Annotated in this window: 18 protein-coding genes; 11 read left to right on the forward strand and 7 right to left on the reverse strand. The window is 66.2% G+C overall.

The genetic code is table 11. The annotated features are described in order from the left end of the window. Positions 1-94: 94 nt before the first annotated feature. A complete protein-coding gene (locus tag ACFU5V_RS02735) occupies positions 95-484 on the reverse strand; it encodes a hypothetical protein (RefSeq protein WP_378696624.1) in 390 nt (129 codons plus the stop codon). Between the two features lie 73 nt (positions 485-557). On the opposite strand from ACFU5V_RS02735, the gene ACFU5V_RS02740 reads away from it, so the two are divergent. Next, the gene (locus ACFU5V_RS02740) at positions 558-1475 is read left to right on the forward strand and encodes a dihydrodipicolinate synthase family protein (protein WP_378696626.1); all 918 of its coding nucleotides are present in this window, start codon (positions 558-560) and stop codon (positions 1473-1475) included. On the opposite strand, the gene ACFU5V_RS02745 is transcribed toward ACFU5V_RS02740, so the two are convergent. Genes ACFU5V_RS02745 through ACFU5V_RS02755 form a run of 3 tightly spaced genes read right to left on the reverse strand, consistent with a single transcriptional unit; the run spans position 1465 to position 4427 of the window. Next, on the reverse strand, positions 1465-2094 hold the full coding sequence (locus tag ACFU5V_RS02745) for a TetR/AcrR family transcriptional regulator (RefSeq protein WP_378696628.1): 630 nt from the start codon (positions 2092-2094) through the stop codon (positions 1465-1467). The two genes, ACFU5V_RS02740 and ACFU5V_RS02745, sit on opposite strands and share 11 nt — an antisense overlap. Positions 2095-2102: 8 nt before the next feature. Next, positions 2103-2990 carry an alpha/beta hydrolase fold domain-containing protein gene (locus ACFU5V_RS02750; protein ID WP_378696630.1) on the reverse strand — a complete coding sequence of 296 codons (888 nt, stop codon included), beginning with the start codon at positions 2988-2990 and terminating at the stop codon, positions 2103-2105. 12 nt (positions 2991-3002) lie between these two features. Continuing rightward, a complete protein-coding gene (locus ACFU5V_RS02755) occupies positions 3003-4427 on the reverse strand; it encodes an APC family permease (protein ID WP_378696632.1) in 1425 nt (474 codons plus the stop codon). Positions 4428-4673: 246 nt separating this feature from the next. Here ACFU5V_RS02755 and ACFU5V_RS02760 point away from each other — a divergent pair, with 246 nt between their 5' ends. The 9 genes from ACFU5V_RS02760 to ACFU5V_RS02800 all read left to right on the forward strand — a co-directional run bounded on the left by ACFU5V_RS02760 (position 4674) and on the right by ACFU5V_RS02800 (position 15106). Then, positions 4674-5783: an FAD-dependent monooxygenase gene (locus ACFU5V_RS02760; protein ID WP_378696634.1), complete on the forward strand. Its 1110-nt coding sequence runs from the start codon at positions 4674-4676 to the stop codon at positions 5781-5783. A 112-nt stretch (positions 5784-5895) separates the two neighbouring features. Then, positions 5896-6564, forward strand: a complete 669-nt coding sequence (locus ACFU5V_RS02765) for a GntR family transcriptional regulator (protein WP_378696636.1) — start codon at positions 5896-5898, stop codon at positions 6562-6564. A gap of 67 nt (positions 6565-6631) precedes the next feature. Beyond that, entirely contained in the window at positions 6632-8443 is a 1812-nt protein-coding gene (locus ACFU5V_RS02770; RefSeq protein WP_378696638.1) for a gamma-glutamyltransferase family protein, read from the forward strand. Between the two features lie 415 nt (positions 8444-8858). Continuing rightward, entirely contained in the window at positions 8859-9950 is a 1092-nt protein-coding gene (gene pdhA / locus ACFU5V_RS02775; protein WP_378696639.1) for a pyruvate dehydrogenase (acetyl-transferring) E1 component subunit alpha, read from the forward strand. Beyond that, a complete protein-coding gene (locus ACFU5V_RS02780) occupies positions 9947-10930 on the forward strand; it encodes an alpha-ketoacid dehydrogenase subunit beta (protein WP_378696640.1) in 984 nt (327 codons plus the stop codon). The genes pdhA and ACFU5V_RS02780 overlap by 4 nt, the downstream gene beginning before the upstream one ends. Before the next feature lie 14 nt (positions 10931-10944). Further along, on the forward strand, positions 10945-12294 hold the full coding sequence (locus ACFU5V_RS02785; protein WP_378696642.1) for a dihydrolipoamide acetyltransferase family protein: 1350 nt from the start codon (positions 10945-10947) through the stop codon (positions 12292-12294). Continuing rightward, positions 12291-12596, forward strand: a complete 306-nt coding sequence (locus ACFU5V_RS02790; protein ID WP_378696644.1) for a hypothetical protein — start codon at positions 12291-12293, stop codon at positions 12594-12596. Before ACFU5V_RS02785 ends, ACFU5V_RS02790 begins: the two co-directional genes overlap by 4 nt. After that, positions 12596-13978, forward strand: coding sequence for a dihydrolipoyl dehydrogenase (lpdA, locus tag ACFU5V_RS02795; protein ID WP_378696646.1), 1383 nt, complete (start codon positions 12596-12598; stop codon positions 13976-13978). Before ACFU5V_RS02790 ends, lpdA begins: the two co-directional genes overlap by 1 nt. Positions 13979-14011: 33 nt before the next feature. Next, positions 14012-15106, forward strand: a complete 1095-nt coding sequence (locus ACFU5V_RS02800; RefSeq protein ID WP_378696648.1) for a Glu/Leu/Phe/Val dehydrogenase — start codon at positions 14012-14014, stop codon at positions 15104-15106. Between the two features lie 132 nt (positions 15107-15238). Here the strand turns inward: ACFU5V_RS02800 and ACFU5V_RS02805 are convergent, their stop codons facing one another. Beyond that, entirely contained in the window at positions 15239-15868 is a 630-nt protein-coding gene (locus ACFU5V_RS02805) for a TetR/AcrR family transcriptional regulator (protein WP_378696650.1), read from the reverse strand. Positions 15869-15980: 112 nt separating this feature from the next. On the opposite strand from ACFU5V_RS02805, the gene ACFU5V_RS02810 reads away from it, so the two are divergent. Next, positions 15981-16769 (forward strand): SDR family NAD(P)-dependent oxidoreductase, encoded by a 789-nt coding sequence (locus tag ACFU5V_RS02810; protein WP_378696652.1) that lies wholly within the window; start codon positions 15981-15983, stop codon positions 16767-16769. 271 nt (positions 16770-17040) lie between these two features. Here the strand turns inward: ACFU5V_RS02810 and dctA are convergent, their stop codons facing one another. Both dctA and ACFU5V_RS02820 read right to left on the reverse strand, forming a co-directional pair. Next, the gene (gene dctA / locus ACFU5V_RS02815) at positions 17041-18459 is read right to left on the reverse strand and encodes a C4-dicarboxylate transporter DctA (RefSeq protein ID WP_378433827.1); all 1419 of its coding nucleotides are present in this window, start codon (positions 18457-18459) and stop codon (positions 17041-17043) included. Between the two features lie 126 nt (positions 18460-18585). Further along, entirely contained in the window at positions 18586-19680 is a 1095-nt protein-coding gene (locus tag ACFU5V_RS02820; protein WP_378696654.1) for a tartrate dehydrogenase, read from the reverse strand. Positions 19681-19783: the final 103 nt, after the last annotated feature.

Here is a 19783-nt window from a genome sequence, read left to right on the forward strand (position 1 = left end):
TAGTGACCGGCCGCTGTGACTGCGCGACAACAGTTCCCCTGCGCCGACCTCACTCGCAACAGTGGCTCGGAGGCGGTGGATCTGCGCGAGCAGACTACTTCGTGAACGACCCTCGGTCGTTGTGTTCCCAGGGGAGTTCGTGTTCGCTCGGGGACTCGTCGAGCAGTTCGATGATGAAGTGGGTGACGGTCCGATCCTCGAGGTTCCGGATGCGGTGGGGTTTGAGGGGCTGCGTGCGTCCCACTGTCTTGTAGAGAACGAATCCGGGCTCGGCGACTTGGCTGATTCCCCAGTCCTCGTCGCCCAGATCCTGTCCTTGCGCGATGCCGGACTCGGGCCACACCACGACATGATCGTGGTGGTGCTGGTGGAAGTCGAACATTCCGTGGGGTTCGAGGGTCATCGACCACACGCGGACGCGGTCGTTCTCGAAGAGAAGCGTGTCGCCGGGCGTCGGGGGAATATCGCGGTCGGTATCGGTCACCGTGACCTCCTAGATTGGATGCTATCGTGAAACAATAGCATGTAATTTACTGGGAAGGGCCTTCTGAACTGCCATGACTGTGACGCGGGGGACCGGTGAACTGAGAAGAGTCACGGCGTGGGGCATGGTGCCCACTCCCTTCACCAGGGACGGTGCGGTGGACCGGCCCTCGCTGTGCCGCGTCGTGCAGCACCTCCGCCGGTGTGGGTGCGACGGCGTCATCGCCCTGGGCGCGATCGCCGAACCCTTCACGCTCAGCCCGCGAGAGAGGAGCGACGTCGTGCGAACCATCGCCACGGCGGCCGACGGCGCGCCAGTGGTCGGTGCTGTCCTGAGCCTCGATTCGGACCGGTTCGCCGTCGACTTCGACGCGCTGGAACCGTCGGCCCTCGGCGTGCTCGACGCGGTGATGATCCCGGTGACCACGCCCGATCCGAACTCGCTGCGTTCGGCGATCGCCCGCGCCGGGGACGTCTCGGGCCTTCCGGTGTTCCTTCAGGATCTCCCGCGCTTCTCAGGAGTCCATGTCGGTCATGCGGATTTGATCGAGGCGGTGTCGGCGAGTCCGTCGTGCATCGCCGTGAAGTGTGAGGCTCCGCCGACATACGAGCGGATCGGGCTGCTTGCTGCGCACACCGAGGCCACGCTGATCAGCGGATTCGGTGGGCTCGGCGTGGTCGACGATGTGATCGCCGGTGCTTCGTCGGTGGCGATCGGTTCCACCGTCACGAGGGCTGTCGTCGACGCGACGAGGCTCGCGCTCGCCGGACGGTACGACGATGCGTCGACGGTCATCGGGACCGTGGCGGCCCGTATCCACTTCGAGACCCAACCGGGCGCGAACGTCGCGATCCGGAAGCGTCACTGGGAGCGAGCCGGCGTGATCGACACCCACGTGGTGCGGGCGCCGACCCTTCCGTACCATTCGGAGTTCGAGAAACATTCGGCCGTTCACGCCCCAGGGGTCCCGCAGCCCGGCCTCAGTCTGTGACTGCGCACAGGATCCGCGAGGTGTAGTCGACCAACGAGCTCGCGTAGTCGTCCGGGCTCGGGAACCCTTCGTACGGAAGACTGTTCGGGGGCACGTGTCCGAGCGAGATCACCCTCATCAACAGGCTCTGCACGATGATCTCGTACGTGGTGGCGATGGCCCGTTCATCGTCCACCCCACGCGCTTTCAGGCACTCGACGAGTGCCGAACGAATCTGCTGGTGGAAGGCGAAGCCACGACTGCGCAGGCGTTCGTCGTCGGCAGAGTGGACGAAGATGAACGCGTAGAGCCGTTCCGCACCGAAGAGGGTCCGGGTCAGCGTGGTGACATAGGCGTCGATCACCGCCTCCACTGTGCCCTCCGCTTCCGCGAGGCGCTGCCCGATCTCGACCGCGAGATCGGACAGCACCTGGTCCTTGACCGCGTAGAGCAGTGCGTCCTTGTCCGGGTAGCGTCCGTAGACGCCACCGACGGACACCTCCGCGCGGGTGGCGACCGCCGCCATCGTGAAGTCCCGTATTCCGAGATCGGTGATCACGTCGATCGCTGCTCGGAGTATTCGAACCGCGGATTGGCGACTGCGGTTCTGCAGCGGCTCCAACGTGGGGCGGGTGGCCATCGGGTGGACTACTCCTTCCAGGATTCTCGCAGGAACGCCAACGCCCATTCCGTCCGAGTGTCGTCGGCGAATTCGGCCGCGCCGTGGTCAGCGCCCTCGACGATACGGAGTGTGCTGTTGAAGCCGGCATTCAGGAGTGCGGTGTGCAGATCGACCGATTGTGCGTGTCCGACTCGGCAGTCCGCGTTTCCGCGAACGAGGAGGTAGTCGGGTCGCACCCCGTCGGTGATGTGGGGCGCGACGGCCGGAGCGACGTTGCTGTTCTCGGTGTAGAGGTCGACGATCGCACTCAGATCCGCCGCCGCGCGGGCTCCACCGGGGTCGGCGTCGGTCGTCAACGCTCGTGCGTCCGCGACGCCGTAGTGCGCGATGACGGACCGTACGACGGTCGACTCCGCACCGTCTCCGATGGTGCGCCCCAGTGTTCGGTCGCCGGACACACCTGCGATACCGGCGAGCAGCGCACCTGCCGAGCTTCCCCACAGAGACAGTCTCTCGGCGTCGAGATTCCAGCTGCGGGCGTGGTGGCGCAGCCAACGGACAGCTGCGCGGACGTCCTCGACGGGCTCGGGGAAGCCGACCTCGGCCGCCAAACGGTACGAGGCTGACGCGACCGCAATCCCTCTGCTCGGCAACGTGGTCCACGGCCCCATTTCGCGGACGCCGCCGACGAAACTGCCCCCGTGGATGTAGAGCACGACCGGCCACGGGCCACCCGAGGTCGGGAGGTGAAGGTCCAGGCGTAGCGGCCGCCAGCCCGGCACGGCCGCATAGATAAGGCCGCGATGGCTGAGCGTCGCGGGCAGCGCTGAGACGGGCGGCGGCATCAGCAACTCGGGAGACGTCACCGATTCGTAGTCGATCGTCGGAGCGATGTCGGCGATCTTTCTTGTCATTGTCGCGTCCTTCTAGTCGATGACGGACAGTTCGTTGCGGTTTCCGATGCGGCGCTGACGTAGCGCGCCGTACACGGCCGCGCCGATCGGGAGGACCGGCATCAGCATGTCGAGTAGTTTCGTACTTCCGGTGACATCGGAGTAATTGGCGATGATGACACCGAGCAGGACCAGTAGGCACACGCCGGCGACGATCGGTGCGACGATCGCGGCCCAGGTGTTGGTCCGGGGCAGCTTGTTGCGGTGGACCGCGACGAGGATGCTCGCGCAGCACCCGACCATCAGTGAGATCAAAGACACGCTCGTCACCCCGGACACCATGGGGAAGAGGTTGATGATGGGGTCGGCGCCCGAAACCACGAACGGTGCGAGCACGAGTACCGAGATCGCCGACTGGAGGGCGCTCGCAGCGGCCGGGGTTCCCCATCGTGGGTGGACCGTGGCCAGGACCGGCGGCAGGAGTTCCGCCCGGCCGAGGGAGAAGTGGTAGCGCGCAGCCATGTTGTGGAAGGCGACGCTGGCGGCGAAGAAGCTGATCGTGACCAGGATCGAGAGCAGGTTGCCGGACCACGCTCCGAGGTAGATGTCCGCGGTCGCGAACACGAGGGCGCCAGGGTCCTCGGCGGCCACGGCCTTGACGTCGTCGAACGCGGCGACCAGTGACCAGGTGGCGATGACGAACACTCCGACGAGCAGGACGATCGATGTATAGGTCGCCGTCTTGATGCTCTTGCGCGCCGCCCTGGCTTCCTCGCCGTAGATGGCGGTGGCCTCGAATCCGACGAACGACAGGACACAGAAGGCGAGAGTCAGTGCCACGTTTCCGTCCAGCATCGCGCTGGGTGAGAAGACGTCGACCGTCCACCCCTCGGGTCGCTGGACCGCCACCGCGACCGCGAGCACGAGGAGCATCACGAACTGCATGATCGACACGACGGTGATGAGGTGCTTGGCGATCTCCACACCGCGTCGACCGAACCATGCGGTCAGCACCAATGCGACGGCCGCGTACACGTACCAGGGAGCGTCGAATCCGAGCATGGACTCCACGGTCAGGCCGAGGAAGTACCCGGTCGCGGCCGCCATGCCGGCGGCGGCCATGTTGTAGGCAGTCCTCCCCACCACCCCCGCGCCGGAGCCCACCGTGCGTCCGAGTCCGAACCCGATGAACGCGTAGTACGCGCCGGCGTTGGTCACGTATCTGGCCAGCGCGACGAACGCCGAGGCGAAGACGGTCAATGCCAGCGCCACCACGACGAGCAACCCGACGGTCCCGGCGCCGACGCCGAACCCGAGGCTGAGCGAAAGATTGGAGGCCATCGCGGTGAGGGGCGCGGCGACGGCCACCACCATGAATGTCAGCCCGAAGGCGCCGATGGTGTTCGGCTTGAGGTGTGCGGCGTCTGCGGGTGTCGATCGGCTGGTTTTTGAGGACATGTTGCCTTCAATTCGTTGGGAGTGGTCGGGGAAGTGCTCCGCCGGTCGTGTCGGTTGGCGGCATGGGCCGAGGTCGGAGGGCTTTCGCCTCTGTCGGCTGACCTATACGCGAATGCGAATTCGTGTTACAAATATTGCATCCAATGTGAATCACCGTCAATGGTGAAGGTGATCTGTAACACACGGGAAACAATCGAACCCTTGAGGCGCCGCGCAGTCGCATGCGGCGCGGAGGAGGACTTGACAGTGCATATTCTGATTTCTGGCGGTTCGGTGGCGGGCCTGACCGCCGCGGCGCTCCTGGGCCGGGCGGGCCACGCGGTGACCCTGGTGGAGCGATCGACCAGCCCTCGGCAGGGCGGTGTGGCCGTCGACGTTCGTGGTACGGCGCTCGACGTCGCCCGAAGCCTCGGGGTCTACGAACATCTGATCGCGAATCGGGTGACCTACGAGGACCGCTTCGTCTTCGTGGACCGCGACGGAACTCCCCACGCGGTCGTGGAGCCGAACGCCGACGTCTACGACAGCCCCGGCGACATCGAGATCTCGCGAGACCGAGTGGTCGGAATCCTCGCCGACGCGGTACCCGACGGTGTCACGAAGCTCCACGGGTACTGGATCGGCGACCTGCAGGACGAGGGTTCGCACGTCACGGTCGGTATCCAGGGACCGGATCCACGCCGTGAGCGTTTCGATCTGGTGATCGGCGCGGACGGCCTCCATTCCAACGTCCGCCGATTGGCCTTCGGTGCCAAGGAGCGCTTCGCGCGCCACCTGGGTCTCTACGTCGGGGTCATCCGGAGCTGCTCCACCGACCTCGGGGTATCGGACACCACCGTCTACAACGAGCCGGGCCGGATGGTCATGGTTCGCGGAAACGGTGACGAGCAGTCCCTCATTCTCGGATACCGATCTTCCGTGGTCGATTACGACTATCGGGACGTCGACGCGCACCGCGCGATGCTCACGGCCGCCTTCCCCGGTGACGCCGGATGGAGGTTCCGTGAGATCCGCGACGAGATCGCATCCTCACCGGATCTCTACTTCGACGCGGTGAGCCAGGTCGTCATGCCTTCGTGGACGACCGGCCGCGTCGCGCTCGTCGGCGATGCGGGTTACTGCGCGTCGTTCTTCTCGGGGATGGGTACCTCCCTCGCGATGACGGGCGCCGCCGCCCTCGCTCGTGCCCTGCACGCGGAGGCAACCGTGCCACAGGCCCTGGCAACCTACTGCACGGCAATGCGTCCCGTCGTCGACGCGGCACACGCTCTGGCAGGTGAGGGGGCCAAGATACTGTTCCCGACGACGGACGACGACATCGCCCGTCGCAATCGTCGTTACACGTTGAAGGTCTGAGTGCCGGCGGTGTCTTGCGGCAGTCTCGCTGCCGTAAGATGTTCGCTCGTCACCAAGTCAACTTCGGGTGGAGGACGAGCGGGTGGTGGTGGAACCTACAGCTGATGAGTCGTTGTCACTGAGCGACTCGTTGGTTGCCGAACTCCAGCGGCGGATCCTCGGGGGTCAGATCGCCGTGGGTTCGTGGCTCCGGCACGAGGCGATAGCCGAGGAATTCGGTGTCAGCAGAACGCCTGTCCGAGAAGCGCTTCGAGTCCTACAGGCTCAGGGCATCGTGACGATCGTCCGGAACCGTGGCGCGTTGGTGGAGGGGCTCTCCGGGCGCGACATCCGTGAACTCGGTGAGGTTCGTGCCGAGCTGGAAGGGCTGGCCGCGTCGCTCGCCGCCGAGAACATGACGGACGATCTGCTGTCCGTGGTGACCACGGCGTGGGACGCGTTCGAGTCCGAGTTGGACGCGGGTGGTGCCGACCGGACGGCATTGGAGACTGCGTGGCGGGACGCCAATCGGCGCTTCCACCATGCGGTCCTGACCGGCTGCGGCAACCGTCAGTTGGTCATCACGATCACAGAGGTGAGTCGTCGTCTCCCGACCAACTCGTCCTTCGCGATATACGCCAGGAGTTCGCGACTGCTTCGCGAGAATCTCGAGCAGCATCACGACATTGCCCGTGCGATCGAATCACACGATTCGCACGCCGCTCGTGCGGCGATGTCATTGCACATCCGATCCACGGCCGAACACCTGGCGCGTTGGGTGGAGGACAAGGACCGCACGTAGTCGAGTCCCGGGCGGTCGCCTCGGGTCAATATTGCATCCAATTGTCACTAATGTGCATACTGTGAGTATGACGACGGCCGCCACGGGCACCCGATTCCTTGCACCACCGACCGACACGTCTCGGCCGACCCTCCGCGGCTGGTTCGGCATGGCCGCATCCACACACTGGATGGCGACCGGTGCTGCGCAGTCGGTGCTCGAGCGCGGTGGCAACGCGTTCGACGCAGCCGTGGCGGCCGGATTCGTATTGCACGTGGTCGAGCCCCACCTGAACGGCCCCGGTGGGGACATGGTGGCCATCATCGCCCCTGTGCAGCGCGGTGTCCCCGAAATCGTTGTGGGACAGGGACCTGCTCCGCGCGGTGCGTCGATCGAGGCCTTCGCCGCGATGGGGATGACCGAGGCGCCGGCGGCGGGAGCCCTCGCGGCGGCGGTGCCGGCGGCCGTCGAATCCTGGTTGTCGATCCTGGAGGAACACGGCACCTGGGAGCTGGCGGACGTTCTGGTGTACGCCATCGACTATGCACGGAACGGGATTCCGTGCAGCCCGAAACTCGCCGGGGTGATCGAGACCTTGGCGCCCCACTTCCGTGAGCATTGGCCGACGTCCGCGGCCGTGTGGCTGACGGACGGGGCGCCGTCGGAGGGTGACCTCATCCGGAACCCCGCGTACGCAGAGGTTCTCGGGCAACTGGCTGAGGCCTCTGCCGTGGAGTCGAGGGTCGCCGGGATCCGCCGCGCGCGAGATCTCTGGCGGGGGCCGATCGCGGAGTCGATCGCGGCGTTCGTCGCCACGCCCCACCGTCATTCGGATGGCATCGACCGCGCCGGCGTCATCACCGCTCGCGACTTCGCCGAGCTCACCGTGCCCAGAGAGGCGCCCGTGGTTCGGAAGTTCCGCGGTGTCGACGTGGTCAAGGCAGGGTTTTGGTCGTCCGGGCCGGTCCTGCTGCAGACCCTCGGAATTCTGGACGTGGTCGCGGAGTCGGGGAGTATCGATCCGTCGACGCTCGAGGGAATCCACAACATCACCGAGGCGATGAAACTAGCCATGGCCGATCGCGATGCGTACTACGGAGATGCTTGCGGTGTATCGGAATTCGTCCGTGATCACCTGCTGTCGCCGGAGTACTGCGCCGACCGTGCGCGACTGATCACAGGCGAGGCGAGTACGGGTTTCCGGCCCGGTGCGGTTCCAGGGCATCGTCCCTTCATTCCTCCCGCGGCCACCCCCGATCGCACCGGATCCATCGGGACCGGTGAGCCCACCGTCGCACGGAACGGTGAAACGCGGGGCGACACATGCCATGTCGATGTTGTGGACCGGTGGGGGAATTTCGTCTCGGCGACGCCCTCGGGTGGATGGTTGCAATCGTCACCGGCGATACCGGGGCTGGGGTTCTGCCTCGGGACGCGGCTTCAGATGACGTGGCTGGATCCGGCCGCGCCGTCGGCGCTGATACCCGGACGGCGACCGCGAACCACCCTGAGTCCGACGATGCTGATGGCCGATGGTGCGCCCGTGGTGGCACTCGGCACGCCCGGCGGCGACCAGCAGGACCAGTGGCAGTTGCTGTACTTGCTGCGCACCGTCGTCGGTGGCTACACGCCGCAGGAGGCCATCGACGCACCGATGTTCCACACGACGGCGGTCACCAGTTCCTTCTGGCCTCGGGTGCGGTCCGAACGCGGGCTCGTGGTCGAGGATCGCGTCGGATCCGACATCGTCGACGGCCTTCGAGAACGAGGCCACGACGTCAGCGTGTCGTCCGGGTGGTCGCTCGGCAGACTCTCCATGGTCGGACGGGATCCGTCGAGCGGAATGCTGTGTGGGGCAGCTAATCCGCGCGGCGGTCTCGGATACGCCGCCGGCCGATGATCGCTGCGGGACCGCCCGCACGATCGTTTCCGAACGCCGCCGCCCGCGCTGCGGACGAACTCACCGCTGCCCGGCGGAGCGGTTGACGCGTTCGATATCGCACCGGGGCCTGCATCGCCAGGCTCGCATCGGTGCGTTCCATCCCGTCGGTGTCCCACCGATCGAGCCTGGACTCCACGGTGTTTCGCGAAACATCCAGTCGGGCTGCGAGTTCCACACCGGTGGTGCGGGGCCGTCACACAGGTCGTGCGTTGGTGCGATCGAAATCTGGCAAAGCGCTCAGTCCACTTCGCACCAGACCGGCAAGACAGTGCATATTGCGCAGATTTCAGTCTTGGACTTGCGCATGCTGCGCCACGCTGCTTCCCTTAGGTGACAGGATGCCAAATGGCACCAACAGCATTCAGGAGGAACCATGGTGTTCGAACTCCATGCCACCCCCGCCCAACTGATCACCGAGGACGGAGTCCGCGTCGAGCACGAGGACCTTTCCCCGCACGTACTCGAGGTCGACGGCACCCGTCTGCGCGCCCTCTACGAGGATCTCGTGGTGGTCCGCCGTATCGATGCCGAGGCAACGGCCTTGCAGCGCCAGGGCGAACTCGGGTTGTGGGCCCCGCTTCTCGGACAGGAAGCCGCTCAGGTGGGATCGGCACGCGCACTCGCCCCCGAGGACTTCGTGTTCGCCAGCTACCGCGAGCACGGCGTCGCCTACTGCCGCGACGTCGGTCCCACACACATGCTGCGGTTCTGGCGGGGCTCGACCCACTCGGGGTGGAATCCGCTCGAGTATCGGATGACCACACCCGCGATCATCGTCGGCTGCCAGGCACTGCATGCCACCGGATACGCGATGGGCACCGCCCTGGACGGCGAATCGGCCTCGACGATCACGTACTTCGGCGACGGCGCCACCAGTCAGGGTGACATCTCCGAGGCGTTCGGATTCGCCGCCAGCTTCCAGGCGCCGGTGGTGTTCTTCTGTCAGAACAACCAGTGGGCGATCTCGGAACCCGTATCACTGCAGACGAAGGTCAGCATCGCCGAACGTGGTCGCGGATTCGGTATCCCGTCGATCCGTGTGGACGGCAACGACGTGCTCGCCGTCCTCGCCGCGACCCGTGCGGCGCTGGCCAACGCACGGGAGGGCAACGGCCCCAGCTTGATCGAGGCCGTCACCTACCGCATGGGTCCGCACACCACGTCCGACGACCCGACCCGGTACCGGAACTCCGCCCTCGACGAGGAGTGGAAACGGAAGGATCCACTCGACCGGGTCCGGAAGCTCCTGGAACGGGAAGGCCTCGTCGACGACGAGTTCCTCGCCCGCATCCGGGAACAGGCGGACATCACCGCCGCGGCCCTGCGCAAGGGATGCCTGGAAACCGTGGAACCCGGACCCATGTCCCTGTTCGACCACGTCTACTCGCAGCCACACCCTCTGATCGAGGACGAACGCGAACAGTACGCGACCTATCTCGCCGGCTTCGAAGGATCGACACGATGACCACCACCCTCCCTCTCGGAAAAGCGCTCAACGCCGGGCTGCGCCGCGCCCTCGAAGACGACCCGAAGGTCCTGTTGATGGGCGAGGACATCGGCCCCCTCGGCGGGGTCTTCCGGATCACCGACGGACTGCAGAAGGACTTCGGGCAGCACCGCGTGATCGACACTCCGTTGGCCGAGTCCGGGATCCTCGGAACCGCGGTCGGGCTCGCGATGCGCGGTTACCGGCCGGTGATCGAGATCCAGTTCGACGGGTTCATCTACCCGGCGTTCGACCAGATCGTCTCGCAGGTCGCGAAGCTGCACTACCGCACGAGCGGCAACGTGAAGATGCCGCTCACGATCCGGGTGCCGTACGGAGGCGGGATCGGCGCGATCGAGCACCACTCCGAATCCCCGGAGGGCTATTTCGCACAGACCGCCGGTCTGCGCGTGGTCACTTGCAGCAACTCGGCCGACGCCCACCTGATGATTCGGCAAGCGATCGCCTCCGACGATCCCGTTCTGTTCTTCGAACCGAAGCGGCGTTACTGGGAGAAGGGCGAGGTGGACCTCGGCTCGGCGGTCGATGCGTACCCGCTGCACCGGGCACGTACCGTCGTCGAGGGCACCGATGTCACGTTGCTGGCGTACGGGCCGCTGGTCACCACTGCCGTGCAGGCGGCGAGGGTCGCGGCGGAGGAGGGCACATCGGTCGAGGTGATCGACCTGCGCTCGCTCTCGCCACTCGACATGGACACCATCGAGGCCTCGGTCCGCAAGACGGGCCGTCTGGTCGTCACCCACGAGGCTCCGGTGTTCCTGGGTATCGGCGCCGAGATCGCTGCGCGCGTCTCGGAGCGCTGCTTCTATCACCTCGAGGCGCCGGTCCTGAGAGTTGGTGGCTTCGCCATTCCGTACCCGCCGGCCAAGCTCGAGGAACACTTCCTGCCCGACGTCGACCGGATGCTCGACGCGGTCGACAAGTCGACCGCCGCGTGACGGGAGAACCGAACATGACTACAGCGCAGACCTTCCGCCTTCCCGATCTCGGCGAGGGCTTGACCGAGGCCGAGTTGATCACCTGGATGGTGGCCGTCGGCGACATCGTCGAGCTCAACCAGATCATCGCCGAGGTCGAGACGGCCAAGGCCTCGGTGGAATTGCCGTCGCCATATGCCGGGACCGTCCTTGCACTCCACGCCGAGGAGGGGGAGACCGTCGATGTCGGCAGGCCGATCATCGACATCGGCACCGCCGGGGCCAGCGGTGAGCCCGCAGCGCAGTGCGAGGAGGGCGACCGCGCGGCCGCCGGTGCGACCGAGGATGACGTGAGCGAACGCGTCCCCGTCCTGGTCGGGTACGGCGTTGCCGGGGAGGGAGCCAGCCGCCGTCGACGAGGCAGCAATTCCACGCCGAACAACGCTGCGGCGGCGCAGTCCACTGCCTCGCCCGCCGCGGATCGGACGCGTCCTCTCGCGAAGCCGCCGGTCCGGTTTCTGTCCAAGCAGAACGGAATCGACCTGTCCGACGTCACACCGACCGGGCAGCGCGGCGAGGTCACGCGAGCGGACGTGGTCGGGTACCTCTCCGACCGGGACGCGGAACGCGACCGTGGCAGCGCCGCCACCGTCGCCGAGGAGTCGACGCCGGTGGCCAGGGGCAGCGACGAGACCCGCACGCCGATCAAGGGCGTCCGCAAGCACACCGCCGCTGCGATGGTGTCATCCGCGTTCACGGCCCCGCACGTGACCGAGTTCGTCACCGTCGATGTCACCGAGACCCTCGAATTGCTCGACCGCCTGCGTACGCATCGCCGGTTCGCCGAGACCCGACTGACGCCGCTGGCCCTGATCTCCAAGGCACTGCTCATTGCCTTGCGGGCGAACCCGACTCTGAACTCGCAGTGGGACGAGGACGCTCAGGAGATCGTCACCAAGCACTACGCGAATCTCGGTATCGCCGCCGCCACCCCTCGCGGCCTGATGGTGCCGAACATCAAGGGCGCCGACCGGATGTCCCTGCACGAACTCGCGGAGGCGTTGGTCGACCTGACCACCACGGCGAAATCAGGTAAGACGGCTCCCGCCGACCTCACGGGTGGCACCATCACCATCACCAATGTCGGCGTGTTCGGTGTCGACGCCGGAACGCCGATCCTCAACCCCGGCGAGGCAGCCATCCTCTGCGTCGGCGCGATCCGTCGTCAGCCTTGGGAGTATCAGGGCGAAATCGCTCTCCGCTCGATCACGACACTGAGTCTGTCGTTCGATCACCGGCTCGTCGACGGTGAGCAGGGTTCACGGTTCCTGGCCGACATCGGACGGATCCTGTCCGACCCGTTCGAACTGATCGCGCTCGGATGACACGACACACGAGACCACCAGTCACCACGAATTCGGCACCGCCGGACGCTGCGGGACTCCGCACCTTCGCCGAGAACAAGATCGGGTACACGATCACCGTGCACCGTCGTCGTGACGGATGGCGCGACGGCGAGCCCGCCCGGATCGTGGCGGTGGTGTCCTCCCGCGGCCACCTGTGCTGGCTCGTCGAGTACACCGGCGGCAGCACCGATGTGATCCGGATCGACGACCCGACATGCCATTACACACTGCAGAAGGTGCCGGTGGACTCGCCGCTGCGTCGAAGACAGGAGAACCTCTGATGACCCGCACCCCTGATGTCGTCGTCCTGGGCGGCGGTTCGGGCGGATACGCCTGCGCGATACGCACTGCCCAGCTGGGGCTTACCGTGACACTCGTGGAATCCGACAAGGTGGGGGGCACCTGCCTGCACCGCGGGTGCATACCGACCAAAGCGCTCGTTCAGGCCGGCGAGGTCGCCGAAACCATCCGTGACAGCGCACGATTCGGCGTGCTCGGCACACTCGACAAGATCGAGATCGACCGAATCCACTCCTACAAGGACGGCGTGATCGGCAAGCTGTACAAGGGCTTGCAGGGACTCGTGAAACACCACGGCATCGAGGTGGTGTCCGGCCACGGCCGCTACATCGGCGAGAGAACCGTCGAAGTCGAGGGCGAGCGGATCACGGCGAACCGGGCCGTGGTGCTCGCGACCGGGTCGCAACCTCGGCCCGTGCCGGGTCTGCCGATCGGTGGCCGTGTCGTGAACAGCGACGGTGCGCTGGAACTGACCGAGATTCCTTCGCGGGCGGTCATTCTCGGCGGCGGCGTGATCGGCGTCGAGTTCGCGAGCGTACTGGCCTCCCTCGGTACCGAGGTCACGGTGGTCGAGGCACTGCCGCGTCTCGTCGCGGCGGAGGACGAATGGACCTCGAAGCAGCTTGCTCGTGCCTTCCGCAAGCGGGGTATCACCGCCGAGACGTCGACGAAGCTCGTCGACGCCGTCCAGTCCGGCGACACCGTCACCGTCGGTCTCGACTCCGGGGAGAAGATCGAGACCGACCTCCTCCTCGTCGCCGTCGGCCGAGAAGCGCGCACGACGGACTGCGGTTTCGCCGAGTCGGGCATCGCGCTCGAACGCGGCCACGTTGCGGTGGACGAGCGGCTGCGCACCAATCACGACGGAGTGTGGGCGGTCGGTGACATCGTCGCGGGACTGCAACTCGCGCACCGTGGCTTCCAGCAGGGTCTGTACGTGGCCGACCAGATCGCCGGCCGCGATCCGGCCCGCATCGACGAGAGCGGAATCCCGCGCGTCACCTACACCAGCCCCGAGATCGCGTCGGTGGGCCTGACCGAGGCGCAGGCCCGCGAGAAGTACGCCACCGTCACCACCACCGAGTACGACCTGGCCGGCAACGGCAAGAGTCAGATCCTCGGAACGACAGGCGCCGTCAAGCTGATTCGTGCCGGAGAGGGTTCCGACGACGGCCCGGTCGTCGGTGTCCACATGGTGGGGGACCGGATCAGTGAACTGGTCGGCGAGGCCCAGCTGATCGTCAACTGGAATGCCTATCCCGAGGATGTGGCCGCGCTCGTCCACGCGCACCCCACCCAAGCAGAAGCACTCGGCGAGGCGCACCTTGCGCTCGCCGGGCAGCCCCTCCACGCCCACGGATGACCGATCCGACCACCAGCCACGAAGAAGGAACCCATGTCCGTCACCGCTGACGTCCACGACATCACCAACGACCCCGCCGTTTTCGACCGCGCGGACGCGATACCCGGCTTTCCCCACGAACAGGTCGTCTTCTGCGAAGACGCAGTGACCGGGCTCCGTGCCATCATCGGCATCCACTCGACCGTGCTCGGACCGGCACTGGGCGGCACACGCTTCTACCCGTATCCCGACCAGGGTTCCGCACTCACCGACGTGCTCCGCCTCTCCCGCGGGATGACCTACAAGGCCGCGGTGGCCGGCGTCTCCCTCGGCGGTGGAAAGGCCGTCATCATCGGCAACCCGGCCGAGAAGAAGACGCCCGCACTGTTGCGCGCCTACGGCCGGTTCATCGAAACCCTCGGTGGCCGTTACATTTCTGCCGGCGATGTCGGCACCGGCACGTTTGACCTCGACATCATCGGTGAGGCGACCGACCACGTCGTCGGGCGGTCGGCATCCGCCGGAGGTTCGGGCGACAGTGGACCCATGACCGCGCTCGGTGTCTACCAGGGGATGCGAGCCGCCGCCACCGTCGCGTGGGGGGAACCGACCCTGAAGGATCGGGTGGTCGGCGTCGAGGGCGTCGGAAAGGTCGGGTCCGAACTCATCTCCCTGCTCGTCGCGGACGGCGCACGCGTCGTCGCCACCGATGTCAGCCGCGATGCCCTGGCACTGGTGGCCGACCGGTTCCCGGGGGTGACGACGACCGGTGACGTCCTTGCTGAAAGGCTGGACGTGTACGCACCCTGTGCGCTCGGAGGCACCCTCAACGAGAAATCGCTCGGGCGACTGGCGGCATCGATCGTGTGTGGCGCCGCCAACAATCAGCTGCTCGAACCGGGGATCGACACGCAGCTCCACGATCGTGGGGTCATCTGGGTACCCGACTACGTCGCCAACGCCGGTGGACTGATCCAGGTCGCCGGCGAACGCGATGGAGCCACCGTCGACGAGGTGCGTGGCCGCGTCGACGCCATCCACGAGACGGTGATCGCGATCTTCGATCGCTCCGTTGCGGAGTCGATCGCGCCGGGTCGTGCGGCCGACCGGATGGCCGAAGGACGGTTGGACGCCGCTCGCGTGCGCTGATCGGCGTACCGCCTGCGAAAACGGCCCTGCCTGGTGGTGGGGCCGTTCCGCGTGTGCGGTCGGAGGTGGCGCCGGTCCGGGGAGCCTCGGACGGTCAGGGGAGCCTCGAACGGTCAGGGGAGCCTCGAACGGTCAGGGGGCCGACCCGCCGTATCTCGCGATCATCATCGCGACGGCCTCGTCCACGACGCGGGACATCGTATCGGCTGCAGGTGACCAGTTCACGAGCAGGAGTCGGGGCCAGAAGACGAAATTCGAGATCATGCCGAGGAACTGGGTGGCCGCGAGTTCGGTGTCTTCGATGTCTGCGGTTCCCGCCTGACGCTCGGCGTCGAGGTACCTGCGCACCGAGTCGAAGTACGGCATCTTGCCGAGATCGAACTGCGTGTTACCGAGTTCGGGGAAGCGCGGGACCTCGGCGATGACGATGCGGAACAGATCCGTCATGCCGGGTCGGGTGAGCAGGTCCACGTAACCGCGTCCGATCGACGTCAGGCCGGCCTCGAGATCGCCGGGTCCCGGACGGATCTCATCGGCACCGTCGATGTTCCACGCTTCGGTGACGATCGCCTCGAACAGTGCGGCCTTGGTCGGAAACTGTTTGAAGAGGGTGGCCTTCGAGACCCCTGCGAGGTCGGCGACCTTTGCCAGGGAGGTGCGGTCGTAGCCGGATTCGAGGAACAGCGCGGTGGCGGCGTCGACGATCGCCGTGCGCTTCTGCTCGGCGACGCGCCGGTGATACGTCGAGGGTTCGGCGGGCATGGGATCAGTGTGCCAAACCACGAGGCGAGTCACTTGACTCACCATTTGGCGAAGCGATACCGTCACCATGGTGAGTCGGTTGACTCACCATTGATTGACGGGAGATTGCGTCATGGGACGCTTCGAGAACAAGACGGTGCTCGTCACCGGCGGTGCCGGTGGACAGGGAGCCAGCCACGTACGGGCCTATCACCGCGAGGGCGCCAACGTCGTCGTGGCGGGCATCTCCGAGGACGAGAGTCGGGCCTTGGTCGCCGAACTCGGCGACCGATCGACATTCGTCCGGCTGAACGTCGCCGACGAGAGAGAGTGGCGAGCAGTCGTCGCCGAGACCGAGGAACGGTTCGGGCCGATGGACATCCTCGTGAACAACGCGGGCATCCAGAATCCGGCCGCGCCGATCGAGCACACGGACCTCGCGGTGTGGGAGCGAGTCCTGGGCGTGAACCTGACCGGGCAGTTCCTCGGAATCAAGACGGCGGCGCCGTCCATGCGGCGTGCGGGGGGCGGCGTCATCGTCAACATCGCGTCGACGATGGCTCACGGCGGCACCGCGTTCTACTCCCCGTACGTCGCCAGCAAGTGGGCGCTGCGCGGGCTGACCCGTACCGCGGCGTTGGAACTGGGCCGCGACAACATTCGGGTCAACTCCATTCACCCCGGCGTCGTCTCCACGCCGCTGATCACCAGGCCCACGGTCCCCGGGCAACAGCCGATCGGCGACTTCTATTCGCCGGAGCCCTACGCGGTGCAGCGTCTCGCGGAGCCCGAGGAAATCACCAGCGCCCTGTTGTACCTGACCTCACCCGAAGCCGCATTCGCCACAGGCGCCGAACTCGTGATCGACGGCGGACTGCTCCTCGGTCCCGCTCTCCAGTACGAGTCCGGGTCGAAAGGCTGACTCGGACAATACGTGTGGCAGGGTCGGGAAGTTCGACCTGAAGAATCGGGCCAAGGCATTCGGCTGACAGCCGGGACTCGCCAACACATTCGGTCCCGTTTCCCGCTCCGGTCAATCAGTGTCGGATCGGTGCGCGACACGGGCACGGAAATGGTGCAGGCCGACGCTTCCCGCGTCGGCCTGCACCGAGATCTGCCCCGATATTCGAACGTGCCCGACTCGACAGCGTAGCATGGCGGCGAATCCGATTCCGCCTGCGCTGTGGCTGAGGTCACCGCCGCGTGGCGTGCGCGGGGTCGAGTCGCTCGTGGTCGATGCGTTCCGGTCGTGGTTCCTGCTCCAGCACCTCCAGGTCGAAGTCGTTCTCGACCTCACCCTCGGGTGCGGGAAGGACCTCCCCGGCGAATACGCGGCGAGCCCGGTCGACGTCGAGTTCGTGGTTCCATTTGGCGACGAACAGGGTGGCGACGGCGTTGCCGATGAAGTTCACCAGGGCGCGGCATTCGGACATGAACTTGTCGATACCGAAGATGAGCATGATGCCGGCCGCGGGGATGGTGCCGAGGGTGCTCAATGTGGCTGTCAGGGCGATGAATCCGCCTCCGGCGACACCTGCGGCGCCCTTGGACGTGAGGAGCATGACGCCGAGCAGGCCGAGTTGCTGAGGGATCGACAGGTCGGTGTTGGTGGCCTGCGCGATGTACAGCGCGGCGAGGGAGAGATAGATGGCGGCGCCGTCGAGGTTGAAACTGTAGCCGGTGGGCACGACCAGACCCACCGTGGGCTTCTTGACTCCGGCGTACTCCAGTTTGCGCATCAAACCGGGCAGCGCGGGCTCGGCGGTGGAGGTGCCGAGAATGAGCAGCAGTTCTTCCTTGAAGAAGCCGAGCATGCGGAAGATGTTGAGCCGCAGATACGCCATGACGGATCCGAGGACCACGACGACGAAGAACGCGGACGTGACGTAGAACAGCAGGATCAGGCTGCCGAGGCTGGTGAGCGTGGAGACGCCGTACTTTCCGATGGCGAAGGCCATGGCGCCGAACGCGCCGAGCGGTGCGAGTTTCATGATGAAACTCAGGACCTTGAACACCACCGCGGTGAGGCGTTCGACGGCGTCCCGGATCGGCGCGGCGATCTGTCCCACCGCGTTGATTGCCACACCGAAGATGACGGCGAGGAAGATGACCTGCAGGATGTCACCCTCGACGAACGGGCCGAACACGCTGTCCGGGACCAGGTGGGTGATGAACTCCCACCACTGTTTCTCCTCGCCGGCCTGGATGAGTTTGCTTGCGGATTCCGTGGTTTCGAGGGAGGACGCGTCGGCGTTCACCCCGTCCCCGAGGCGGAAGAGGTTGATCGCGACGAGTCCGGTCAGCAGCGCGAGGATCGTTCCGACCTGGAAGTAGGTCAGCGCCTTGATTCCGGTCAGCCCGACCTTCTTCAGGTCCGCGACACTCGCGATGCCGCCGACGATCGTCAGGAACACGATCGGGCAGATCAGCATCTTCATCGCCGTGATGAAGGTGGTGCCGATCGGCTCCATCGCCTCGCCGGTGTCGGGCCAGAGCCACCCGACCAGGATGCCGAGCACGATCGCGATCAGGACCCAGAAGTACAGTTGCCTGTACCAGGGTTTCTTCACGGTCACCTGTGGGTAACTCGCTGCGCTGCTGAGTGTTTCCATGACATTCACCTCGGGTGAGAGTGTTCAGGTATGAAGACGGGTGGCCGAGAGTTACCGACCGTTCGAGCAGTGACGGCCCGACCCGGCAGATCATGCCGAGTCGGGCCGGCTGTGTGTGTGGGTCGGTCAGGCAGGGGTCAGTGCGGTCTGCAGGGCGTGCACGATCGCTTCGGTGACGGCCGCGGTGTCCGATGTGCCGCCGATGTCGCGGGTCAGTGCGCCGCTCGCGGTGGCGGCTTCGATGGCGGCTTCGACGCGGCGGGCCTCGTCGTGCAGGCCGAAGTGGTCGAGCATCAGGGCGGCGCTGGCGATCGCGCCGATCGGGTTGCTGATGCCCTGGCCCGCGATGTCGGGGGCGGAACCGTGGACGGGTTCGAACATGCTGGGGAAGCGGCGCTCCGGGTTGAGGTTCGCGCTCGCCGCAACCCCGAGGCTTCCCGCGAGCGCGGAGCCGAGGTCGGAGAGGATGTCGGCGTTGAGGTTCGACGCCACCACCACGGACAGTTCCTCCGGGTGCAGGATGAACTTCGCGCTCATCGCGTCGACGAGGACGCTTTCGGTCGCGACATCCGGGTAGTCGAGGGAAACGCGCTTGAAGACGTCGTCCCACAGGACCATGCCGTACTGCTGGGCGTTGGACTTGGTGACGCTGGAGACCTTCTTCACCGTGCGGGTGCGGGCCAGGTCGAACGCGAAGCGCATGATGCGCTCGCATCCCTTCTCGGTGAACAGCGCGGTCTGCAGTGCGACCTCGTTGCCCGGTCCGCGGCCGCTGAGGTTACGTCCGCCGAGGCCGGCGTATTCGCCTTCGCTGTTCTCCCGGACGACGACCCAGTCGAGTTCGGTGTCGTCCGCCTTGCGCAGCGGGGACTGCACGCCGGGGAGGAACTTCACCGGTCGCACGTTCGCCCATTGGTCGAAGTTCTGGGTGATGTTGAGCCGCAGCCCCCAGAGGCTGATGTGGTCGGGGACGTTCTCCCAGCCGACCGCTCCGAAGTAGATGGCGTCGAAGGCCTTCAGGGTGTCGAGGCCGTCGTCGGCCATCATCTTCCCGGTCTGCTCGTAGTACCCGCAGCCCCAGGGGAACTCTTCCCACTCGAAGGCGAAACGCCCACCGGACTGTTCTGCGAGGACGTCGAGCACGCGCCGTCCGGCAGCGACGACCTCCTTGCCGACGCCGTCGGCGGGGATCGATGCAATCGTGAACGTCTGCGGTGCCATGTCGTTGCCTCCATCGTGTTGTGCTCGTCACAGTGTGTGATGCATCCATTAACCCGTCACACTTGCGCAGCGTCCATGACCAAGAAGTGATTCGCCTTATAGG

It is taken from the genome of Rhodococcus sp. NPDC057529, assembly GCF_042802055.1.
Taxonomy (GTDB): domain Bacteria; phylum Actinomycetota; class Actinomycetes; order Mycobacteriales; family Mycobacteriaceae; genus Rhodococcus_F.